This window comes from Sandaracinobacter sp. (assembly GCF_041909755.1).
Taxonomy (GTDB): domain Bacteria; phylum Pseudomonadota; class Alphaproteobacteria; order Sphingomonadales; family Sphingomonadaceae; genus Sandaracinobacteroides.
Genome location: NZ_JAYRCW010000013.1, coordinates 17398 through 38386 on the forward strand (window position 1 = coordinate 17398; position 20989 = coordinate 38386).

The 20989-nt window shown below is 69.1% G+C and carries 23 protein-coding genes; 8 read left to right on the plus strand and 15 right to left on the minus strand.

Annotated elements, in window-relative coordinates; translation table 11 throughout:
* Nucleotides 1-24 precede the first annotated feature (24 nt).
* From ACE3O8_RS03515 to ACE3O8_RS03525, 3 genes are read right to left on the minus strand one after another with little or no spacing between them, the layout of a single operon-like run.
* Nucleotides 25-1899, minus strand: a complete 1875-nt coding sequence (locus tag ACE3O8_RS03515) for a ferrous iron transporter B (protein WP_374386830.1) — start codon at nt 1897-1899, stop codon at nt 25-27.
* Nucleotides 1896-2135, minus strand: a complete 240-nt coding sequence (locus tag ACE3O8_RS03520; RefSeq protein ID WP_374386832.1) for a ferrous iron transport protein A — start codon at nt 2133-2135, stop codon at nt 1896-1898. Before ACE3O8_RS03520 ends, ACE3O8_RS03515 begins: the two co-directional genes overlap by 4 nt.
* 43 nt (nt 2136-2178) lie before the next feature.
* Nucleotides 2179-2850: a COQ9 family protein gene (locus ACE3O8_RS03525; RefSeq protein ID WP_374386835.1), complete on the minus strand. Its 672-nt coding sequence runs from the start codon at nt 2848-2850 to the stop codon at nt 2179-2181.
* A gap of 188 nt (nt 2851-3038) precedes the next feature.
* Here ACE3O8_RS03525 and rpsU point away from each other — a divergent pair, with 188 nt between their 5' ends.
* From rpsU to ACE3O8_RS03540, 3 genes are read left to right on the plus strand one after another with little or no spacing between them, the layout of a single operon-like run.
* Nucleotides 3039-3245, plus strand: a complete 207-nt coding sequence (rpsU, locus tag ACE3O8_RS03530; protein WP_140926436.1) for a 30S ribosomal protein S21 — start codon at nt 3039-3041, stop codon at nt 3243-3245.
* A 12-nt stretch (nt 3246-3257) separates the two neighbouring features.
* Entirely contained in the window at nt 3258-3764 is a 507-nt protein-coding gene (locus tag ACE3O8_RS03535) for an FKBP-type peptidyl-prolyl cis-trans isomerase (RefSeq protein ID WP_374386837.1), read from the plus strand.
* 40 nt (nt 3765-3804) lie between these two features.
* On the plus strand, nt 3805-4743 hold the full coding sequence (locus tag ACE3O8_RS03540; RefSeq protein WP_374386839.1) for a hypothetical protein: 939 nt from the start codon (nt 3805-3807) through the stop codon (nt 4741-4743).
* Here the strand turns inward: ACE3O8_RS03540 and ACE3O8_RS03545 are convergent.
* Complete coding sequence (locus ACE3O8_RS03545; RefSeq protein ID WP_374386841.1) at nt 4740-5351, minus strand: 2-hydroxychromene-2-carboxylate isomerase; 612 nt, start codon at nt 5349-5351, stop codon at nt 4740-4742. The two genes, ACE3O8_RS03540 and ACE3O8_RS03545, sit on opposite strands and share 4 nt — an antisense overlap.
* 11 nt (nt 5352-5362) lie before the next feature.
* Nucleotides 5363-6091 carry an SDR family NAD(P)-dependent oxidoreductase gene (locus ACE3O8_RS03550; RefSeq protein ID WP_374386843.1) on the minus strand — a complete coding sequence of 243 codons (729 nt, stop codon included), beginning with the start codon at nt 6089-6091 and terminating at the stop codon, nt 5363-5365.
* Nucleotides 6092-6170: 79 nt separating this feature from the next.
* Between ACE3O8_RS03550 and ACE3O8_RS03555 the strand changes: the two genes are divergently transcribed.
* On the plus strand, nt 6171-6620 hold the full coding sequence (locus ACE3O8_RS03555; RefSeq protein ID WP_374386845.1) for a winged helix-turn-helix transcriptional regulator: 450 nt from the start codon (nt 6171-6173) through the stop codon (nt 6618-6620).
* Nucleotides 6621-6642: 22 nt separating this feature from the next.
* On the opposite strand, the gene ACE3O8_RS03560 is transcribed toward ACE3O8_RS03555, so the two are convergent.
* The 4 genes from ACE3O8_RS03560 to aroQ form a co-directional block, all read right to left on the minus strand.
* Nucleotides 6643-8397 carry a DEAD/DEAH box helicase gene (locus ACE3O8_RS03560; RefSeq protein WP_374386847.1) on the minus strand — a complete coding sequence of 585 codons (1755 nt, stop codon included), beginning with the start codon at nt 8395-8397 and terminating at the stop codon, nt 6643-6645.
* Between the two features lie 220 nt (nt 8398-8617).
* Nucleotides 8618-9961: an acetyl-CoA carboxylase biotin carboxylase subunit gene (gene accC / locus ACE3O8_RS03565; RefSeq protein WP_374386849.1), complete on the minus strand. Its 1344-nt coding sequence runs from the start codon at nt 9959-9961 to the stop codon at nt 8618-8620.
* Between the two features lie 16 nt (nt 9962-9977).
* The gene (accB, locus tag ACE3O8_RS03570; RefSeq protein ID WP_374386851.1) at nt 9978-10454 is read right to left on the minus strand and encodes an acetyl-CoA carboxylase biotin carboxyl carrier protein; all 477 of its coding nucleotides are present in this window, start codon (nt 10452-10454) and stop codon (nt 9978-9980) included.
* Nucleotides 10455-10481: 27 nt separating this feature from the next.
* Nucleotides 10482-10916: a type II 3-dehydroquinate dehydratase gene (aroQ, locus tag ACE3O8_RS03575; RefSeq protein ID WP_374386875.1), complete on the minus strand. Its 435-nt coding sequence runs from the start codon at nt 10914-10916 to the stop codon at nt 10482-10484.
* Between the two features lie 65 nt (nt 10917-10981).
* On the opposite strand from aroQ, the gene thiS reads away from it, so the two are divergent.
* Nucleotides 10982-11968 carry a sulfur carrier protein ThiS gene (thiS, locus tag ACE3O8_RS03580; protein WP_374386853.1) on the plus strand — a complete coding sequence of 329 codons (987 nt, stop codon included), beginning with the start codon at nt 10982-10984 and terminating at the stop codon, nt 11966-11968.
* Here the strand turns inward: thiS and ACE3O8_RS03585 are convergent.
* The 6 genes from ACE3O8_RS03585 to ACE3O8_RS03610 all read right to left on the minus strand — a co-directional run bounded on the left by ACE3O8_RS03585 (nt 11965) and on the right by ACE3O8_RS03610 (nt 18729).
* Nucleotides 11965-12456, minus strand: coding sequence for an RNA pyrophosphohydrolase (locus ACE3O8_RS03585; RefSeq protein WP_374386855.1), 492 nt, complete (start codon nt 12454-12456; stop codon nt 11965-11967). The two genes, thiS and ACE3O8_RS03585, sit on opposite strands and share 4 nt — an antisense overlap.
* Nucleotides 12453-13376, minus strand: coding sequence for an alpha/beta hydrolase (locus ACE3O8_RS03590; RefSeq protein ID WP_374386857.1), 924 nt, complete (start codon nt 13374-13376; stop codon nt 12453-12455). The genes ACE3O8_RS03585 and ACE3O8_RS03590 overlap by 4 nt, the downstream gene beginning before the upstream one ends.
* 17 nt (nt 13377-13393) lie before the next feature.
* The gene (locus ACE3O8_RS03595) at nt 13394-14194 is read right to left on the minus strand and encodes an NAD kinase (protein WP_374386859.1); all 801 of its coding nucleotides are present in this window, start codon (nt 14192-14194) and stop codon (nt 13394-13396) included.
* Between the two features lie 5 nt (nt 14195-14199).
* Nucleotides 14200-15204 (minus strand): GTP 3',8-cyclase MoaA, encoded by a 1005-nt coding sequence (gene moaA, locus ACE3O8_RS03600; protein WP_374386861.1) that lies wholly within the window; start codon nt 15202-15204, stop codon nt 14200-14202.
* Nucleotides 15205-15271: 67 nt separating this feature from the next.
* Nucleotides 15272-16786 carry an anthranilate synthase component I gene (gene trpE / locus ACE3O8_RS03605; RefSeq protein WP_374386863.1) on the minus strand — a complete coding sequence of 505 codons (1515 nt, stop codon included), beginning with the start codon at nt 16784-16786 and terminating at the stop codon, nt 15272-15274.
* A gap of 5 nt (nt 16787-16791) precedes the next feature.
* Nucleotides 16792-18729: a SurA N-terminal domain-containing protein gene (locus tag ACE3O8_RS03610; RefSeq protein ID WP_374386865.1), complete on the minus strand. Its 1938-nt coding sequence runs from the start codon at nt 18727-18729 to the stop codon at nt 16792-16794.
* A gap of 128 nt (nt 18730-18857) precedes the next feature.
* On the opposite strand from ACE3O8_RS03610, the gene ACE3O8_RS03615 reads away from it, so the two are divergent.
* The 3 genes from ACE3O8_RS03615 to ACE3O8_RS03625 all read left to right on the plus strand — a co-directional run.
* A complete protein-coding gene (locus ACE3O8_RS03615; protein ID WP_374386867.1) occupies nt 18858-19331 on the plus strand; it encodes a 2'-5' RNA ligase family protein in 474 nt (157 codons plus the stop codon).
* Between the two features lie 11 nt (nt 19332-19342).
* Nucleotides 19343-20206, plus strand: coding sequence for an outer membrane protein assembly factor BamD (locus tag ACE3O8_RS03620; RefSeq protein WP_374386869.1), 864 nt, complete (start codon nt 19343-19345; stop codon nt 20204-20206).
* A gap of 8 nt (nt 20207-20214) precedes the next feature.
* Nucleotides 20215-20989 (plus strand): AAA family ATPase (locus ACE3O8_RS03625; RefSeq protein ID WP_374386871.1); only part of this gene is annotated, 775 nt, incomplete at its 3' end.

Here is a 20989-nt window from a genome sequence, read left to right on the forward strand (position 1 = left end):
GGCCGATGCGGCGGCGCCGTCAAGTCAGAGAAGCGCGCTGGCGATGTGGAAGGTGAGGCCGGCTGCGATGTAGGCGAGCGCGGTGAGATAGGCGAACATGAACAGGGGCCATTTCCAGCCGCCGGTTTCGCGACGGACCACGGCGAGGGTGGAGAGGCACTGGGGCGCGAAGACGAACCAGGCGAGGAAGGCGAGCGCGGTTGCCAGCGGCCAGCCGCCCTGGAGCCGTTCGACGAGGCTGGAGGTGTCCTCCTCGTCGGCATCCAGCGCATAGATGGTGGCGAGCGATGCGACGGCCACTTCGCGCGCGGCCATGGCGGGCAGCAGCGTCATCGCGATTTCATGGTTGAAGCCGATGGGGCGCACCAGCGGCTCGATGACATGGCCGATGCGGCCGGCGATCGTGTATTCGATGGCCGGGCGTTCCGCGTTTTCGGGCGGCGCCGGGAAGCTGGCGAGCGCCCACAGCGCGATGGTGACGCCCATGATGATGGTGCCGGCGCGCTTCAGGAAGGCGCCTGCGCGGATCCACAGGCCATAGAGGATGTCGCGCCAGGCGGGCAGCTGGTAGCTTGGCATTTCCATCAGGAACGTGGGCGGAGGGCCCTTGGTGACGGTGCGCTTCAGCACGAGGGCGGCGAGCATCGCGCCGACGATTCCGGCGAAATAGAGGATGAAGAGCACCAGGCCCTGAAGGCCGACGGGCCCCCAGACGGATTGCGCTGGGATGAAGGCGGCGATGATGACGGCATAGACCGGCAGGCGGGCCGAGCAGGTCATCAGCGGGGCGATGAGGATGGTGGTGAGGCGGTCCTTTTCGTCCGGGATGGTGCGGGCGGCCATGATGCCGGGGATCGCGCAGGCGAACGAGGAAAGGAGGGGGATGAAGGCCGCGCCGTTAAGGCCGACTGAGGCCATCAGCCGGTCCATCAGGAAGGCGGCGCGCACCATATAGCCCGACCCTTCGAGGATGAGGATGAAGGCGAACAGGATGAGGATCTGCGGCAGGAACACCACGACCGCGCCGACGCCGGCCAGGATGCCGTCGTTCAGGAAGGAGCGGAAGACGCTGTCGGGCAGGGCCGTTCCGACGAGGCCCTGCGCCCAGGCGATGACGGATTCGATCCAGCCCATCGGCGCTTCGGCCCAGCTGAACACGGCCTGGAACATCAGGAACAGGATGGCGGCAAGGATGACCGGGCCGGCCACCGGGTGCAGCAGGACGGCATCGAGCCTGCGGCTGGCGAGGCGGACGCTGCCTTCGGACAGGGTGACGGCCCGCGCGACGGTGCGCGCCTCGCGGCCCAGCGCGCGGGTGTCTGCCGGGGTGAAGGGCAGCGGTTCGGCGGCGGGCAGTTTCAGGCGGGATTCGAGAGCGGCGAGCAGGTCTGCGAGGCCGCGTTTGCGCACGGCGACGGTTTCGATGACGGGGATGCCGAGCCGGGCTGCAAGCGCCGCACTGTCGATCGCGATGCCGTCGCGTGCGGCCATGTCCATGCGGTTGAGGGCCATGACGGCGGGGATGCCGAGGCGCAGCGCATCGAGGGCGAAGCGCAGGTGGGCGGCGAGATTGGTGGCGTCGGTGACGATGAGCAGCGCATCGGGGCGCGATTCGCCGGGCTGGAGGCCGAGCAGCGTGTCGCGCGTGACCTGTTCGTCGAGCGAGCGGGGGACGAGGCTGTAGCAGCCGGGCAGGTCGAGCAGCTCGATCCGGGCGCCCGACGGCAGGGGGAGTTCGGCCGACTTCCGTTCCACCGTGACGCCGGGATAGTTGCCGACCTTCTGGCGGGCGCCGGACAGCGCGTTGAACAGGCTGGTCTTTCCGGCGTTGGGATGGCCGATGACGGCGACGAGCGGGGCCTGCCGGGTGCGGGCGGCGACGGGGGTTTCGACGTTCATTGCGCGTCTGCCACGAGGATGAGGCGGGCGAGCGCCCGGCGGAGCGCCACGACGGAGCCATCCACGCGCACGGCGATGGGGTCGCCCAGCGGGGCCTGGTGCAGCAGTTCCACGCCGGCGCCTTCATCGAACCCGAGTTCCAGCAGGCGGGTGACAAGGCCCGGTTCGGCGGGCGCGAGGCCCGTGACGCGGGCGATGCGCCCGGCGGGGAGCGCTTCGAGAGTGGAATGGGTCACTTGCGAGCGGTTATCAACTGGGCGGGGCAAAGGGAAGCGGAAATCAGCCTTCGACCGGATAGCGCAGGCGGCCGAGGAAGCGGACGAGGCTGGGGCGCTCGCCGCCGTCGCGGCGGAACCGGGCCTTTGCCTTTTCGATCTGCATGACATTGGCGATTCGGCGATCGAGGAAGGCCCAGCTGGCTTCGTGGCCGTCGCTGTCGTCGGCCAGCCAGTAGAGGAGGGTGGCGGAATAGACGGCGGCGGCGAGCGTGCGCTTGCTGTAGTGGTTGAAATCGGTGGCGGTGTCGCCCGCGAGGCGCCAGATGCTGTCGGCCGTCTGCCAGGAGAGGCGGGCGGCGAGCGGGGCGTTTCGCGGCTGGGCCAGGATATTGGCGGCGCGGCGCGCGGCTTCCTTGTGGGGGGCGGCCTGTTCCAGCCTGGTGCGGATGGCGGCGGTGATCTTTTCGCGCACCTTCAGCGCCCGGAATTCCGGCGTGTCGAGCGCGGCGCGCATCCGGGCGTCTGCCAGGGCGACATGGGCTTCGACCATCTGCGCCGCGCCGCCGGGAAAGACGAGGCGGGCGGTGGCGGGCAGGATGCCGATGTCGGTGGCGGCGGCCTCCAGCGCGGCGCGGCCCCAGCCGTCGAACGGGACATGGGGCAGCATGGCTTCGACGAGGACGGGCCGAAGCTCGTCGAGCGTCATGTCGGCGGGGGCGAGGGGGGCGTCCATGCGCCCGTTCTTAGGGGGATTCGCGGGCATGCGAAAGGCGGTGACTTGCCGCTGGGGGGGCGCTTTGCTATGGGCGCGCCAGCGACGCCGGGGCCACCGGCGGCGAACCCGATTCTTTTCGGGCCGCCGCAGATGGAGTTGGCCGGCTTCAACTGACTGAATTCATTCTGGAAGGTGTCGATCCTTTTATGCAGATCATCGTTCGCGACAACAATGTCGACCAGGCGCTGCGCGCGCTCAAGAAGAAGCTGCAGCGTGAAGGCGTGTATCGCGAGATGAAGCTGCGCCGGCATTACGAGAAGCCGTCGGAAAAGCGCGCCCGTGAAAAGGCCGCCGCCATCCGCCGCGCCCGCAAGCTGGACCGCAAGCGCGCCGAGCGCGACGGCCAGCGCTGAGCCCATCCATCGATGGCTGACAGCGGCACCCGGGGCCCCGGCCTTGGCAAGTGGATCGTCGCCGGGCTGGTTCTGGCAACCGGAGCGGTGAGCCTGGCGCTGGCGGGGACATCCGCCCAGCGCGCCCCCGCCCGCGAGGCAGGCGCCTTTCTGAAGACCAATGCGGAGAAGCCCGGCGTGACGACCACGGCAAGCGGCCTGCAGGTGGAGATGCTGGCGGCGGGCGAAGGCCCGACCCCCACCGCCACCGACACCGTTCTGGTGCATTACGAAGGCCGGCTGGCCGACGGCACCGTGTTCGATTCCAGCTATCAGCGCGGCCAGCCCGCGGTGTTCGGCGTGGGCGACGTGATCCCCGGCTGGACCGAGGGGCTGCAGCTGATGCGGCCGGGCGGCAAGGCCCGCTTCACCATCCCGCCCGAGCTTGGCTATGGCGCGCAGGGTGCGGGCGGCGTGATCCCCCCGAACGCCGTGCTGGTGTTCGACGTGGAACTGCTGGCCATCGCGCCGAAGCGCTGATCTGGCCAACAGCCGGGTTCATCCCATAAGAGGGGCCGTGGTGACACGGCCCCTTTTGTTTTGCCTGATGATGGCAGCCGCGCCGGCGGCTGCGAAGCCCGTTCCGCTGGTGGAGCTGGTGGCGGATCCGATTCCGCTGACCAGCGTGCAGTTGAAGCGCGGTGCGGTGGATGTGCGCGTGAGCCTTGGCTTCGACAAGGCGCTGCTGCTGAACCTTCAGCCTGCGCAGGCGCTGAAGCTGAAGCCCTTTCCGCTGATCGGCAAGTTCAAGGTGAAGAATCCGCAGATCCCCGGCGGGGAGGCGGTGATCCGGGGCAATTTCATTTCCGGCGACGTGGGCGGCACGGGCGCGCAGAAGCTGCCCACCATCTGGATCGACAAGAATGTGGTGGCCGCCCCGCAGCAGGGGGTTGTTTCCGCGCTGGCCTTCGACGCGGAGCGGGTGCGCATCCGCAACCTGCGGGCGCCGGCGGGCGGGCAGACATACCGGCTGGCGCGCGCGGGGAAGGGCGATGCGGAGGTGAAGCTGGCGCTGGGCGGCGAGACGCTGCGCCTGATCTTTGATTTCACCAGCGAGCGATCGGTGATGAACGCGCGGGCCGCCGGGCTGCTGGAGCGGGAGGGTCTGGCGCGGCGGACGGGCCGGGTGGGGTTGTGGAGCCCCGTGCCCGCCTTTGCGGTGCCGGTGGAGGCGCTGCGGCCTGCGCCCGGCGCGCAGCTGGCGGGGTTGCCGCTGTATGATCCGGTGGTGCGGATCACCAGGGCGCGGGCGCAGGAACTGGACGCGCGGGCAGCCGCCGGGATCACGGGCGACAGCGAGGACGATCCGGACGCCATCGTGGTGACGGCGGAAAAGGAAAAGGGGCGCGGGCGCGAACCCTGGATCCTGATCGGGCGCGACGTGCTGCGCTTCTGCGGAACGGTGGAGCTGGACCGGCCGGGGGTGGCCTGGGTGCTGAGCTGCCAGTTTCCGGCCTAGGCGCTGCCCCGCCGTTCGGCCAGTTCGGCTTCCAGATCGGTGAGGCTGTCCTTCCCGAAGAAGAGCTCGTCGCCGACGCGGAAGCTGGGGATGCCGAACACGCCGGCTTCCACGGCGGCCTGGGTGTTGGCGACGAGGCGATCCTTGATCGCGGAATCCTGCGAGAGGGCGAGAAGCTGTTCGGCCGGCAGCCCGGCTTCGGCCAGCGTTTCGGCCAGAATGGCGGGATCGTCGAGCTTGCGCGGGGTTTCCCACATGAAGCGGAACATCGTTTCATTGTAGGGACCGAGAAGGCCGAGGCTGTCTGCCGCGACGGCGCCGCGCATCAGGGCGAGCGTGTTCAGCGGGAAATGCGGGTTCATGGTGAAGCGTTGCAGGCCGTGGCGGCGCATGAAGCGGGCCATTTCATGGTTCATGTAGGCGAGCTTCGCCGGGACGCCGGAAAAGGCGGCGAACGGCGCCTGATTTCCCGTTGCCTTGAAGATGCCGCCCAGCAGCACCGGCACATAGGTGAAGCGGGCGCCTGTGCGCGCTTCGATGCCGGGAATCACATGATGGGCGAACCAGGCGTTGGGACTGCCGAAATCATACCAGAAGGTGACGGTCACAGGGCTTCTCCTCACCAGGTTTCGCCATGGGGGCGCAGATCGAGTTCGTGGGTCCAGGCGTCGCGCGGCTGGCGGTGCAGCTGCCAGTAGGTTTCCGCGATGGAGGCCGGGTTCATCAGCGCGCCTTCGGGAATTTCGGTGATGCCGCGTTCGGCATAGCGCTGGCGGACGAAATCCGTATCGACCCCGGCATCGATCACCAGATGGGCGACGTGGATGTTCTGCGGCCCCAGTTCGCGCGCCATGGACTGGGCGAGGAGCCGAAGGCCCGCCTTTGCCGAGGCGAAGGCCGCATAGCCCTTGCCGCCGCGGGTGGAGGCGGTGGCGCCGGTGAAGAAGATGGAACCGCCGCCGTTCGCGATCAGGTGGCGGGCGGCTTCGCGGCCGGTGAGGAAGCCCGCGTAACAGGCCATTTCCCACACCTTGCGGAATACCCGTTCGGTGGTTTCGAGCAGCGGGAAATTGACGTTCGCGCCGATGTTGAAAATCACCGCTTCGAGCGGGGCCGTAGCGTTGGCGGCATTGAGGAAGGCCGTGACTGAATCCTCGTTCCGGGCATCGAGCGTGTGGCCGGTGAAGCGGCCGCCGGACGCGGCGATCTCGTCTGCGAGCGGGCCGAGCTTTTCGCCCTGGCGGCGGCCACCATGGACATGGAACCCCTCGGCCGCGAAGCGGCGGCAGATGGCGGCGCCGATGAAATCGCCTGCGCCGACGACGGCGACGCTGCGTTGCGGTGCCATGGCCGAGTCTCCCCGAAGTCAGTTTACTTTTGGAACTGATATTGGCAGAGTCGGGGCGCTGTCAATCGGGATGGGTGCGATGAAGTGGACTGAGCTGGGATCGGAGAATTGTTCGCTGGCCCGCGCGCTGTCTGCCGTGGGGGATCGCTGGACGCTGCTGATCCTGCGCGATGCCTTCCTGAAGGTGCGGCGGTTCGAGGACTTCGAGCGCAGCCTGAAGATCAGCCGCCGATCGCTGACCGAGCGGCTGGAGGGGCTGGTGGCGGCCGGAATCCTGGAACGGCGCGCCTATCAGGAGCGTCCGCTTCGCCAGGAATATCGGCTGACGGAGAAGGGCCTGGGGCTGTTTCCGGCGCTGCTGGCGCTGATCCATTGGGGCGATGAATGGTATGCCGGCGCGGAAGGGCCGCCCGTGCGCCACCTGCACAAGGCCTGCGGGCATCCGTTCCGCAGCGTCCTTACCTGTTCCGAGTGCGGCGAGCCGGTGGGCGCGCGCGACGTGACCGCACAGCGGCGCCCGGCCGGCTGAGCCGCGCGACGGGCGCCGGGGTTCAGCCCTTGCGCTTCGCCGCGCCGGGGCGGCCTGCGGGATGGCCGCCTGCATGGCCGCCGCCCTTGCCGGGCTTGTCCTTCCATGGCTTTGCGGCGTGAACCTTGCGCGCCGGCGGGGCGCCGTCGTTCGCGGGCGCAGGGGTGTGGGCGGCCCCCCGGTCGATCTGTTCGAACAGCACGCCGGCTTCATCATCGGCGCCGGCCTGCGCGGTGCGGCGGACGGCGGCGGCGAACCGGGCAGCGCTGGCGCGCGGGATGGCGAAATGCGTTTCGGCGGCCTGGATGCGGATCGCGCCCACTTCGGATCGGGTGAGGTGGCCGCGCCGGCAGAGCAGCGGCAGGATCCAGCGCGGGTCGGCGTTCTGGCGGCGGCCGATGTTCATGCGGAACCAGACGACATCGTCGAAGCCGGGGCGATGATCCTTCGTGCGGGCGGCTTCGGGCTTGTCGCCGTCCAGCATGTCTTCCGGGGCGGGCAGTTTGGCGCGGCTCGCCTTCAGCAGCAGGGCGGCGAGCTGTTCCGGGGTGCGCTGGGCCAGCAGCTCGGTCACGAGTGCGGCGTCTCCCTCGTCCGGCTCCACCGGTTGCAGCAGATCCTGGAGCAGGCGGGCGCGGTCCCTGGCGTGGATTTCCTCGGCCGTGGGCGGGCGGCGCCATTCGGCGGTGATGCGGGCGTCGCGGAGCAGCCCTTCCACCCGGCGGCGGCGGGGATAGGGCACCAGCAGGATCGCGGTGCCCTTCGAGCCGGCGCGGCCGGTGCGGCCGGAGCGGTGCTGCAGCGTTTCGGCGTCGCGCGGGATTTCCACATGGATGACGAGGCTGAGGCCGGGCAGATCGATGCCGCGCGCGGCGACATCGGTGGCGACGCAGACGCGGGCGCGCCGGTCGCGCAGGGCCTGGAGCGCCTGGTTGCGTTCCGACTGGCTGCTTTCGCCCGACAGCATCACGGCGTCGAAGCCGCGTTCGCTGAGGCTGGCGTGCAGGCGGCGGACATTTTCGCGCGTGGCGGCGAACAGGATCGCGGTTTCAGCCTCGTGGTAGCGAAGCAGGTTCACGACCGCATGTTCGATGTCGGATGGGGCGACGGTGACGGCCTGGTAGCTGATGTCGCCATGGCCGCGGTCTTCACCCACGGTCGAGATGGTGAGGGCGTCGCGCTGGTAGCGCTTTGCCAGCGCGACGATCGGGCGCGGCATGGTGGCGGAAAACAGCAGCGTGCGGCGGCCTTCGGGCGTGGCGTCGAGGATTTCCTCGAGATCCTCGCGGAAGCCCATGTCGAGCATTTCATCCGCTTCATCGAGGATGGCGACGGAGAGGCTGCCGAGATCGAGCGCGCCGCGTTCGAGATGGTCGCGCAGGCGGCCCGGCGTGCCGACCACGACATGCGCGCCGCCGGCGAGTGCGCGGCGTTCGCGCGCGGCGTCCATCCCGCCGACGCAGGTGACGACGCGGAGCTGGGCGCCCGCGAACAGCCATTCCAGTTCCCGGCTGACCTGGAGCGCGAGTTCGCGCGTGGGGGCAATGGCAAGGGCGAGCGGCGCGAAGGCGTGGCGGGCCTTGCCCGCCTCGTCGATGAGTTGCGGGGCGATGGCGAGGCCGAAGGCGACGGTTTTCCCGGAGCCGGTCTGCGCGGAGACGATGAGGTCACGGCCTTCCGTGCCGGGTTCAAGCACGGCGGCCTGAACGGCGGTGGGCTGGGTGTAACCACGGGCGGCAAGCGCCTCGGCGAGGAGGGGGAGGGTGGGGAAACTCAAGAGGCTGTCCGTCGGAAAAATGGCGCGCGGCCGCGAGTGGCCGGTGCGCGGAAGCCTCCCCCATAGGCGAAAACTGTGGCGTTGCGAAGGCAGCTGACAGAATATCTGCTGTTCGCCTGCGCACATGGGCGAAACCCGTCCGGGGCTTGTGGCATCGCCCGGAAAATGATCGGAAACGGGGGGATGCCCGCGCAGGCCGGAGCCGCGCGGGCGTTCGCCCTCAGCCCTTTTTCGCGAGCAGGGCTTCCAGCCATTTGATACTGTAGTCGCCGGAGCGGAAATCCGGTTCGTCCATCAGCCGCTGGTGCAGCGGAATGGTGGACTTGATGCCGCCCACCACCATTTCCTCCAGCGCGCGCTTCAGCCGGGCGATGGCCTGTTCGCGGCTGTCGTCGTGGACGATCAGCTTGGCGACGAGGCTGTCGTAGGTGGGGGGCACGCGATAGCCGCTGTAGAGCGCGGAATCGATGCGGACGCCGGGGCCGCCGGCCGCGTGGAATTCGCTGACGAGGCCGGGCGAGGGCGCAAACGTCTGCGGGTCTTCCGCGTTGATCCGCACTTCGATGGCGTGGCCCTTCAGGCGGACCTGATCCTGCGTGCGCGAGAGCGGCAGGCCGGCGGCGACATTGATCTGTTCCTTCACCAGATCCATGCCCGTCAGCAGTTCCGTGACGGGATGTTCCACCTGCAGGCGGGTGTTCATCTCGATGAAATAGAATTCATTGTTTTCCCAGAGGAATTCAATGGTGCCGGCACCACGGTACTTCATGTCGGCCATGGCCCTGGCGCAGATCGTGCCCATGCGTTCGCGTTCGGCGGCGGAGAGCACGGGGGAGGGTGCTTCCTCCAGCACCTTCTGGTGGCGGCGCTGCAGGGAGCAATCGCGTTCGCCAAGGTGGATCGCGTTGCCCTTGCCATCCCCGAACACCTGGAATTCGATGTGGCGGGGGTTCTTCAGATATTTTTCGATATAGACGGCGTCGTGGCCGAAGGCGGCCTTCGCCTCTGCCCGGGCCTGGCGGAAGGCGCCTTCCAGCATGGCGTCATTCTCGACGACCTTCATGCCGCGCCCGCCGCCGCCGGCGGCGGCCTTCACCAGCACGGGATAGCCGAATTCCTCGGCCACCTTGCGGGCGTCCTCCACCGATTCCACTGCGCCGTCGGAGCCGGGGACGAGCGGCAGGCCGAGCGCGCCTGCGGTGCGCTTGGCTTCCACCTTGTCGCCCATGGTGCGGATATGATCGGGCGTGGGGCCGATCCAGGTGATGCGATGTTCCTCGACGATTTCCGCGAAGCGGGCGTTTTCGGAGAGGAAGCCATAGCCGGGGTGGATGGCATCGGCCTGCGCGATTTCGGCGGCCGCGATGATGTTGGGGATGTTCAGATAACTGTCGGACGCGGAGGGCGGCCCGATGCAGATGGCTTCGTCCGCGAGGCGGACGTGCATGGCACTGGCGTCTGCCGTGGAGTGGACGGCGACCGTCTTGATGCCCATTTCGCGCGCGGCGCGCAGCACGCGCAGCGCGATCTCGCCCCGGTTGGCGATCAGGATCTTGCGGAACATGGCGGGGCCCTGCGTCTTATTCGATGATGACGAGCGGCTGGTCGTATTCGACCGGCTGTTCGTTGGCGATGAGGATCGCCTTGACCACGCCGGCCTTGTGGGCGGTGATCGGGTTCATGACCTTCATCGCCTCGACGATGAGGAGCGTTTCGCCTTCCTTCACCGCCTTGCCGACGGTGACATAATCGGGGGCGCCCGGTTCGGGGGCGAGATAGGCGGTGCCCACCATCGGCGAGCGCACGGCGCCCGGATGTTCGGCGGCGGCCGATGCCGGAGCGGCCGCCGGGGCGGCAGGCGCTGCGGCGGCGGGCGCAGGCGCGGCGGCGACGGCCATGGGGGCGGCGGCGCCGCGCGCCACGCGGATCGCGCGATCGCCATCATGGACTTCGATTTCGGTGAGGTTGGTTTCATCGAGCAGGCTGGCGAGTTGCTTCACCAGATCGATCTCGACGCGCATCTTGTCAGCGGGTTCGGCGCCCTTGGCAGCAGCCATTCTTCACATCCTCAAGGTAAATGTTGGTTAGGCGGAGCCTTGCCGCATTGCGGCCGCCGCGTCCAGCGCAAGCGCATAGCCCCTGGCCCCGAAGCCCTGGATCACGCCGGCCGCGACCGGGGATATGTGGCTGTGATGGCGGAATCTTTCCCGCGCGGCGGGGTTCGACAGATGAACTTCGATGACGGGCACGCGGATCGACTTGATGGCGTCGCGCAGGGCAACCGAGGTGTGGGTGTAGGCGCCTGCGTTCAGGATCACCGCGACGGCGCCGCGCGCGCCGGCCTCGTGCAGCCAATCGATCAGATGGCCTTCATGGTTGGACTGGCGCAGATCGATCATCAGGCCGAGCCTGTCGCCCTGTTCGGTGAGCATGGCGGCGATGTCGTCCAGCGTTGTCGCGCCATAGACTTCGGGTTCGCGCGTGCCGAGCAGGTTGAGGTTGGGGCCGTTCAGCACCATCACGAGATTGGACAAGTTCGCGCCTTCCGGTTGAGCCTTTGCAGGGGAGCTTTATAGAGACGCGCATGAAAATCTCCATCAGGTTGAACGGCGAACCGCGCGAACTGGCCGAAGGCAGCACTGTCGAGGCGCTTGTGGGCCTGCTGGCGCTGACGAAGGGGCGGGTGGCGGTGGAGCGCAACCGCGAGATCGTGCCGATGAGCGCATGGGCCGATGTGGTGCTGGCCGAAGGGGACGAGGTGGAAATCGTGCATTTCGTTGGCGGGGGAATGGATGGCGGGCCGGATGACAGCTGGACCGTCGCCGGGCGGACGTTCCGGTCCCGGCTGATCGTGGGCACCGGCAAATACCGGGACTATGCGCAGAATGCGGCGGCCGCCGAAGCCGCGGGTGCGGAGATCGTGACGGTCGCCGTGCGGCGGGTGAACCTGACGGACAGATCCCAGCCGCTGCTGACCGATTTCGTGAAGCCCGACCGCTTCACCTATCTGCCCAATACGGCGGGCTGCTTCACGGCGGACGATGCGCTTCGCACCCTGCGGCTGGCGCGGGAGGCTGGGGGCTGGACCCTGGTGAAGCTGGAAGTGCTGGCGGATCAGAAAACGCTGTTTCCCGACGTCATCGAGACCATCAAGGCGACGCAAGTGCTGGTGAAGGAGGGGTTCGACGTGATGGTCTATACCTCTGACGATCCGGTGGTGGCGCGGCGGCTGGAGGATGCGGGGGCGGCCGCCATCATGCCGCTGGGCGCGCCGATCGGATCGGGCCTTGGCATCCAGAACCGGGTGAACATCCGGCTGATCGTGGAGCAGGCCCGCGTGCCGGTGCTGGTGGATGCGGGCGTGGGCACGGCGAGCGACGCCGCCATCGCGATGGAGCTGGGCTGCGACGGCGTGCTGATGAACACCGCCATCGCCGAGGCGAAGGATCCGGTGCGGATGGCCCGCGCGATGAAGGCGGCGGTGGAGGCCGGGCGCGACGCCTATCTGGCCGGGCGGATGCCGGTGCGCCGCTATGCCGATCCGTCGAGCCCGCTGGCGGGGCTGATCTAGGCGGGAAGCTTCGGCCCCAGTTCGGCGACGATGCGGCTGTAGAGGTCGCGCTTGAAGGGGACGATGAGGTCTGCGAGCTGGTCGATGGCGGCCCATTGCCAGGCCTTGAATTCGGCATGGCCGCCAGCTTCGTGGGCGAGCAGGTTCACGTCGGCGTCGGTGCCGTGGAAGCGCAGGGCGTACCATTTCTGCCGCTGGCCCCGGTAGCGGCCCTTCCAGATGCGGCCCAGCAGTTCGTCGGGCAGATCATAATCCAGCCAGTCCGCCGTTTCGGCGATGGGGCTGGTGAGGGCGGCGAGGACGCCGGTTTCCTCTTCCAGTTCGCGGAGCGCCGCCGCGTAGGGATCCTCGCCCGGATCGATGCCGCCCTGCGGCATCTGCCAGGCTTCCACGGTGGAATCGAAGCGCTGCCCCACGAACACGCGGTTCGCCGGGTTCACCAGCATGATGCCGACGCCGGGGCGGTAGGGCAGCGCTTCGCGGTTCACGCCAGCAGGGCCTTCAGATCGGCCGCCTGGCCTTCGAGATCGGCCTGCGCCGAGGGGATCGCCTGCCGAAGCTGGGCGGAGCCATGCACCTGGCCGGCGGCTTCGCGGAAGATCACCCGGTTGCCGGTGGCGATCAGCTTGCCCGCATAGGCGCGGCCCTGATCGCGCAGCGGATCGAGGCCGCAGGTGAAGACCAGGGCGGGGGGCAGTTTTTCCCAATCGTCGGACAGGATGGGCGAGGCGTGGGGGTGGGTGACATCGGCCGCGTAATGGGCGCCGAACCAGGCCATGCCGGCGGCCGTCAGGAGATAGCCTTCGGCATAATCCTGCATCGATCCTTCGGCGTTCGTCATGTCGACGCCGGGATAGATCAGCCACTGGGCGGCGACGGGGAATTCCGTGCGGATGGCGCGGGCCGCGATGGCAGACAGGTTGCCGCCTGCCGAATCGCCGCAGAAGATGAGGCGTGACACCTTGAAGCCGAGCGCAGCGGGCTCCGTGGCGACCCAGCGGGCCGCGGCCAGCGCATCATCGACGGCGGCGGGCCAGGGCGCTTCGGGGGCGAGGCGGTAATCGACCGCGACGGCGTTGAAGCCGGTGAGCTTCGCGATTTCCGCAACCAGGCTGTTGTGGGTTTCCAGATCGCCGATGACCCAGCCGCCGCCATGGTAGAAGACGATGGTGGTGCCGTCTGCCGCGGCGTTGGCGGGGCGATAGGTGCGGCCCTTCAGGGGGCCTGCGGGACCGGGAATCTCGATGTCGGCAAGGGTGACGCCTTCGGGCACCGGCCGTTCGCCGATGGAGCCCATCTGCACATACATGGCGCGGGCGGTTTCAGGATCCACCTCGTTCATCTGTGGCCCGCCGACAGCTGCCATCATGCCGAGCAGCTGCTGCACATCTTCCCTGACATAGACCATCATCTTCTCCCCGTTATTCAGCTTATGAACTGTTCCATCAGGATCCGGTCGTCCAGCGCGTAATCGGGATCGAACAGCAGTTCGAGCCGGCGCGTGAGATCGGACTTGATCTTTACATGGGCGACATCGCGCACCTCCACCTGATCGGCGACGGCCGAGACGGGCCGGCGTTCGGATTCGAGGATGCGGAATTCGATGGTGGAATTGTTCTTCACCAGCGCCCCCTTCCAGCGGCGGGGGCGGAACGGGCTGAGCGCGGTGAGCGCGAGCAGATCGGCATCGAGCGGGAGGATCGGGCCGCCCGCCGAGAGATTGTAGGCGGTGGAGCCGGCGGGGGTGGAGACGAGCGCGCCATCGCAGGAGAGTTCCTCCAGCCGGACCTTGCCGTCGATCGCGATCTCGATCTTGGCGGCCTGGCGGGTTTCGCGCAGCAGCGACACTTCGTTGATGGCGGGGGAGACGATGGTTTCGCCGCCGTTCGTCGTCGCCTCCATGGTGAGGGGGGAGAGGAAGAAGCTGGTGGCGCGGCGGACGCGCTCTTCCAGATCGCCGGCGCGGTAATCGTTCATCAGGAAGCCCACCGTGCCCCGGTTCATGCCGAACACGGGCTTTGGCCTTTCGGCGGTGAGCACCCGGTGGAGAACGGACAGCATGAAGCCGTCTCCGCCGACGACGACCACTGCATCCGATTCCGGCACGCCGACGAAGCGGTGCGCGGCGCGCAGTTCGCGCGCGGCGTCCTCTGCCTGCGGGGTGTTGGACACCAGCAGGCCCAGCTTGGGCGCGGCATGCACCCACAGGCTGTTTTCCCCGCGCATGGACCTCAGCCGCCCGTCATCGACATGTGGCGGGGCACGGCCGGGGCGGCATCCCGGCGGTCGATCACGAAATCATGGCCCTTCGGCTTCAGCCGCATGGCGCGGTCCAGCGCGGCGTCCAGCGCGGCGGGGCCTTCGTGGCGCAGGATGTCGCGGAGTTCGAGCCTGTCTTCCTGGCCGAGGCAGAGGAAGAGCGTGCCGGTGGCGGTGACGCGCACGCGGTTGCAGCCTTCGCAGAAATTGTGGGTGAGGGGGGTGATGAACCCCAGCTTCTGGCCGGTTTCGGCAACGCGGACATAGCGGGCCGGGCCGCCGGTGCGTTCCTGGCTGTCGACAAGGGTGAACGCCCCTTCCAGCGCGCGGCGGACTTCGGTGAGGGGGAGGTAGCGATCGGTGCGATCCTCCTCGACCAGGCCGAGCGGCATGGTTTCGATGAAGGTGAGATCATGCCCCTGTTCCGCGCACCAGCGGGCCATGGGGATGATCTCGTCCTCGTTCAGGCCCTTCAGTGCGACCATGTTGATCTTCACCTTGAGGCCCGCATCGCGCGCGGCGGAGATCCCCTCAAGCACGGGGGCGAGATCGCCGGTGCGGGTGATGTGGCGGAAGCGGCCGGCGTCGCGCGTGTCGAGGCTGACGTTGATGCGGCGGACGCCGGATGCGGCCAGCGGCCCGGCGAAACGGGCGAGCTGGCTGCCGTTGGTGGTGAGGGTGAGTTCCTGAAGGCCGCCGTCTGCGCCGAGATGGCGCGACAGCCGTTCGACGAGGCCCATCATTCCCTTGCGGACCAGCGGTTCGCCGCCGGTGAGGCGGATGCGGGTGACGCCGCGCGCCACGAAGGCGGAGGCGACCTGATCGAGTTCTTCCAGCGAGAGGATTTCGGCGCGGGGCAGGAATTCCATGGCGAGCGGCATGCAATAGGTGCAGCGGAAATCGCACCTGTCCGTCACCGAAAGGCGCACATAGGAAATGCGCCGCCCGAAGCCGTCGATGAGAGGACGTGCCGCCATGGCGCCTATCTAGGCGCGGCGGGGCGGCTGCACAAAGACGGATTTTGGGGAGGGGGCGAAAGCCGCCCTATTGGCCGAAGCCGGGTTCGGCGGCCGCCGCAAGCGCGGCGCGGGCGGCGGCCATCAGCGCGCCGGCCTTCGCTTCGCACTCCCGCTGTTCGGCGGCCGGATCGGAATCGGCGACGATGCCCGCGCCTGCGGTGACGTGCATGACGCCATCCTTCACGACGGCCGTGCGCAGGATGATGCAGCTGTCCATCCCGCCGTCGGGCGCGAAATAGCCGACGCCGCCCGCATAGGGGCCGCGCTTTTCCGATTCGAGTTCGGCGATGATCTGCATCGCCCGCACCTTGGGCGCGCCCGAGACGGTGCCGGCCGGGAAGCCCGCGAGCAGCGCGTCGATCGCGTCCGTTCCGGGCCGTTGCCGGCCGACGACGTTGGAGACGATGTGCATCACATGGCTGTAGCGTTCGATGGTGAAGCGTTCGGTGACCTTCACGCTGCCGGCCTGCGCGACGCGGCCGACATCGTTGCGGCCGAGATCGAGCAGCATCAGATGTTCGGCCAGTTCCTTGGGATCGGCCAGCAGCGACTGGCGGTTGGCCTCGTCCTCAGCCTCTGTCGCGCCCCTTGGCCTTGTGCCGGCGATGGGGCGGATCGTCACGTCTCCGTCGCGGGCGCGGACGAGGATTTCCGGGCTGGAGCCGATGACGGCGAAGCCGGGGAGATCGAGGTGATAGAGGAAGGGCGAGGGGTTCACGCGGCGGAGCGCGCGATAGAGCTGAAAGGGCGGCAGCGGGAAGGGCAGCGAGAAGCGCTGGGCCAGCACGACCTGGAAGATGTCTCCGGCGGCGATATACGCCTTCGCGGCGGCGACCATGTCGCGGTAGCGGCCCGGCGCGAGGGCCGGGGCGGGCGCGGCGAAATCGGGCAGGGGCGGGGTTGCGCTGCGCGGCGGCAGCGGGCGGGTGAGGCGGGCGGCGGCGGCCTGCAGCCTGTCGTCGGCCTGGGTGACGGCCTGTTCGGGATCGGCCACGCCGTCGGCATAGATGGGGGCGATCAGGGTGAGGGTGTCCGCGAGGCGGTCGAACACGAGCAGCAGGCCGGGGCGGACGAAGACCATGTCCGGCACGCCCAGCGGATCCGTCGCGGGGACGGGCAGCTTTTCGACGAGGGCCGCCGTTTCATAGCCGAAATAGCCGACGAGGAAGGGGAGCGCGGGCGGCAGGCCTTCGGGCACCTCCATGCGGATGGAGGCGACGAGGGCGCGCAGGGCATCCAGCGTCGGTGCGGCTTCGGGCTGGAAGGCGGCGCGATCCGTGCGCCAGCTGCGGTTGGATTCGGCCCGGTGGCCCTGCGCGCGGAAGGCGAGATCGGGATCGAGGCCGATCAGCGAATAGCGGCCGCGCGTGCGGCCGCCTTCCACCGATTCCAGCAGGAAATCGCCCCGGCCTTCCTGCCCCAGCTTCAGCCAGGCCGAAACGGGGGTTTCGGTATCGGCTTCCAGCACGAGATGGCGGCAGGCGTGCTGCCCCGCCCCCAGGCGTGCGAGCGCCTCTGACCGGTCCTGCGCGCCTGCCATCGCCGTTATTCGGCGGTCGCGCCCGTGAGGCGCTGGTTCACCTGCTTGATCGCATCGGGGTTGCGGCGAACCCCGGCGTCGCGCTCGATGGTGCGCACGAAGCTTTCGGCCATTTCGCCGCCGGCTTCGCGGATCAGGCTCTGGCGCACGGCGTCGACGAGCTGGGGCGCCTCGGCGAGGTTGCCGGGGACGATGTCGTCCACCTTGACCACGAACCAGCCCTGACCGCCCGGCGCCGCGAGCACGCGGGCCTGGCCCTTGGGCGTGCTGAGCAGCATCACGACGGGCGGCGGCACCTGCTGGCCCTGCTGCGCCATCTGGGTGAGTTCGAGGCGGCGGACCGACAGCGGCTGGGCGGCCGGCAGCGCCTTGCCGGCGGTCGCCTCGGCCAGCGTCTGGCCCTTGCTGACGGCAGCGGCGATGCGGTCCGCCTCCGCCTTTGCGGCGTCGGAGCGGGCCTTGATGGCCCAGGCCATCTCCACGTCGGCGCGGATCTTTTCGAGCGGGACGGTTTCGGGCGCCAGCACGTCCGTCACTTCGATGAGGGCGTAGCGGCCGCCATCCAGTTCCACCACCTGCGGGCCTTCGGCCGGATCGGCATCGAAGGCGTTGGCGAGCAGCGGCTGTTCCACGCGGGTGACGCGGTAATCGGCATCGAACAGCCGGCCGTCCGCCGCGAGCGCAGGGGCCGTCTGCACCGCGGCGCCCAGCGACTTTGCGACATCGCCCAGCGATTCGCCGCCCTGCAGCCGGTCTTCCGCCTTGGCGATGGTTTCGGAGAGGAGATCGGCGGACTTTTCGTCTGCGAGCTTCTTTTCGATTTCCGCGCTGACGGCGGCGAAGGGGCGGGCAGCCGCCGGGACGACCTTGTCCACCGCGAGCACATGCCAGCCGAGCGGCGACTGCACGGGATCGGAAACGGCGCCGGGCTTCAGCGCGAAGGCGGCCTTCGAGACGGCCGGGTTCACCGACTTCGCGAGATCGTCCGCGCTCTGGATGCCAAGCACGGTGTCCACATCGGCGAAGCCTTCGGCGGCGGCGGCCTCGAGGAAGGGCTTGCCGCCGCGCACGGCAGCGACGAGGGCCTTTGCCGCGGCTTCGTCGCGCAGCACCACCTGGCGGACTTCGCGCTGCTCGACGCCGCCGAATTCCTGCTGGTTCTCGTCATAATATTTGCGGACCTGATCCGCCGTGGGCCGTGCCTTTTCGAACAGGCTGGTCGGATCGATTTCGGCAAAGCGGAAGGCGCGCCGTTCCGGCAGCGTGTAGGCGGCCTTGTTCTCGGCATGGAAGGCCTGAAGCTGCTGATCCGTCGGCTTGCCGGGATCGGCCATGGCGGCGGACGGGATCGGCAGGATGGAGCCGCGCCGCACTTCGAGGAGGAGCGCTGCATAGGGTTCGGCCATGCCGCGCGGAACCGTTGTGCCGGTGACGACAGGTTGCAGCAGCTGGCGGCGCAGCAGATCCTGCTCAACGGACTCCCTGAGTTCCTCTTCGGTGAGGCGCTGTTCCTGCAGCAGGCGGCGGAAGGTCGCCTCGTCGAACTTGCCGTTCACCTGGAAGGCGGCGACGCTGGCGATTTCGCCGTCGATCATGCGGCGCGAGATGGCGAGGCCATGTTCGCCCGCGAACTGCTGCATGGCCTTGCCGGAGATGAGCTGTTGCAGCACCATCTCGCCGCCGCCGCCGCGCAGGAAATCGGGGTTGGTGATGGCGGGCGTGCGCTGACGTTCGCGCGCGACGGCGCGATCGACAAGGCGCAGGTAATCGGCTTCGGTGACCGGGGAATCGCCGACCGTCGCCAGCACCTTGCCGCCATTGCCGCTGCCGCCCGCGCCGGGGGACTGGCCCTGGAACAGGGTGATGACGACCGCCCCGAGCACGAGGACGAGAATGAGGATCCCGACCCAGGAAGTGACCGACTTGCGCAGGAACTGGAGCATGAACAACCTTCTTGAAGCATCGGCCTGCCGGCAGCGCGGCGGCAATCGGGCCACCTGTTAGCGGCATGGCCGGGCTTTGGCCAGCGGGCTGGGATCGGCCCGCCGCAGCGGCGGCGGAGGGCCCGCTGATGCTGACGCTGGCGCTGCCCGACGCGTTGCAGCGCGCAGCCGACGTGATCCGGGGGCGGCTGGCGCCGGACGCGGCCGCGCGGGCGCCCGCCCACCTGGGGCTGTTCCGCCACCTGCCCGCTTCCCAGCTGCAGCCGATCGAGCGGGACATGCGGGCGATGGCGGCCGGCGGGGCGCCGCTGTTCCGGCTGGGCCCGCCGCGCTGCCGGGACGGGCTGTGGATGGCGCCCGCCATGGGCGAGGCGCTTGCGGCGATGCGCGACGACCTGGCGGACCGCTGGCGCGGGCTGCTGGCGGCCCCCGACATGGGGCGGCCCCTTTTGCACATCAGCCTGTCGCGCGGGGCGCCGCCGCCGCCCGCGCTGCCGGAGGGGCCATGGGCAGCGCAGGGCCTGCTGCTGTGGCGGCACCCGGGACATCAATGCGACGGGGCGTGCTGGAGCCCGCTTGTGGCCTGCCGTTTCCGCCGGTAAGACGCGGGCCCATGACTTTCCGCTCCGTTCCGGCCAGCCGGGCTTTCCCCACCGGCCGCGTGGTCGCCGCGTCTGTTCTGGCCCTTTCGCTGGCGCTGACGGCGGGCTGCGCCCGCAACCGCAACAAGCCGAAGGAAGACCAGGCCTATGTCGCCCGCGACGTGGAGACCCTGTATTCCATCGCGCGGGACACGCTGGAAAAGGGCGACTACAAGCTGGCCGCGCTGATGTTCGACGAGGTGGAGCGGCAGCACCCCTATTCGGTGTGGGCACGGCGCGCGCAGCTGATGTCGGCCTTCGCCAACTATGCCTCGCGCCAGTATCCCGAGGCGATCAGCACCTCGCAGCGCTTCCTGAGCCTGCACCCCGGCAACCGCGATGCGCCCTATGCCTATTACATCATCGCGCTGAGCTACTACGAGCAGATCGCCGATGTGGCGCGGGACCAGAAGATCACGCAGCAGGCGCTGACCACGCTGCAGGAACTGGTGCGGCGCTATCCGGACAGCCGCTATGCGGCCGACGCGCGGCTGAAGATCGACCTTGTGAACGACCATCTGGCCGGCAAGGAGCTGGACATCGGGCGCTTCTATGCCCGCAACCGCCAGTGGATCGCCGCCGCCATCCGCTATCGCAATGTGATCGACCAGTATCAGACGACGAGCCATGTGCCCGAGGCGCTGTTCCGGCTGGTGGAGGCAAACCTTGCGCTGGGCCTGCAGGACGAGGCGCTGCGCAATGCGGCGGTGCTGTCGGCCAACTACCCCGGCTCGAAATGGTATGAGCGGGCCTATGCCCTGATGCGGCACCATGCGCCGAACGCGACCGTGGGCGGAAGCGCGCCGGCCGCGGCGGCCGCCACCGGCGGCGCCTGACGGGCCCCTTGCTTCGGGGGCTTGCGATCAGGGATCTGGTGCTGATCGAGCGTGTGGCGCTCGATCTGGAGCCCGGCCTGACCGTTCTGACCGGAGAGACGGGCGCGGGAAAATCCATCCTGCTGGACGGGCTGGGACTTGCGCTGGGCGAGCGGGCCGATGCCGCGATGGTGCGCAAGGGCGCGGCGCAGGCGATCGCCACCGCCAGCTTTGACGTGGCGCCCGGCCATGCCGCCGCGCAGCTGCTGGCCGACAATGGCATCGAGTGCGACGAGCCGGGCCAGATCGTGCTGCGCCGGACGCTGAAGGCCGATGGCGGCAGCCGGGCGCATGTGAACGACGTGGCCGTTTCCGCGACGCTGTTGCGGCAACTGGGGCAGCTGCTGGTGGAAATCCACGGCCAGCATGACGAGCGCGGCCTGCTGAACCCGCGCGGGCACATGGACCTGCTGGACGGCTTTGCCGGGCATCCGGCGGCGCTGGCGGAGGTTGCCGCCGCCCATGCGCGCTGGCGCGCGGCGCAGGATGCGCGCGAGGCCGCCGAGGCGGCCGCGGAAAAGGACGCGCGCGACCGGGACTGGCTGGCTCATGCGGCGGGGGAGTTGCAGGCGCTGAAGCCGGTGCCCGGCGAGGAGGCTGAACTCGCCGAGGCGCGGGGCAACATGCAGAAGGGCGCGCGGCTGGCCGATGCGCTGGATTCGGTGGATGCGCTGGTTTCCGCCGCCGACGGCGCGCTGGGCCAGCTGCGGCAGGCGGCGCGGCGGCTTGAGCGGATCGCCGATG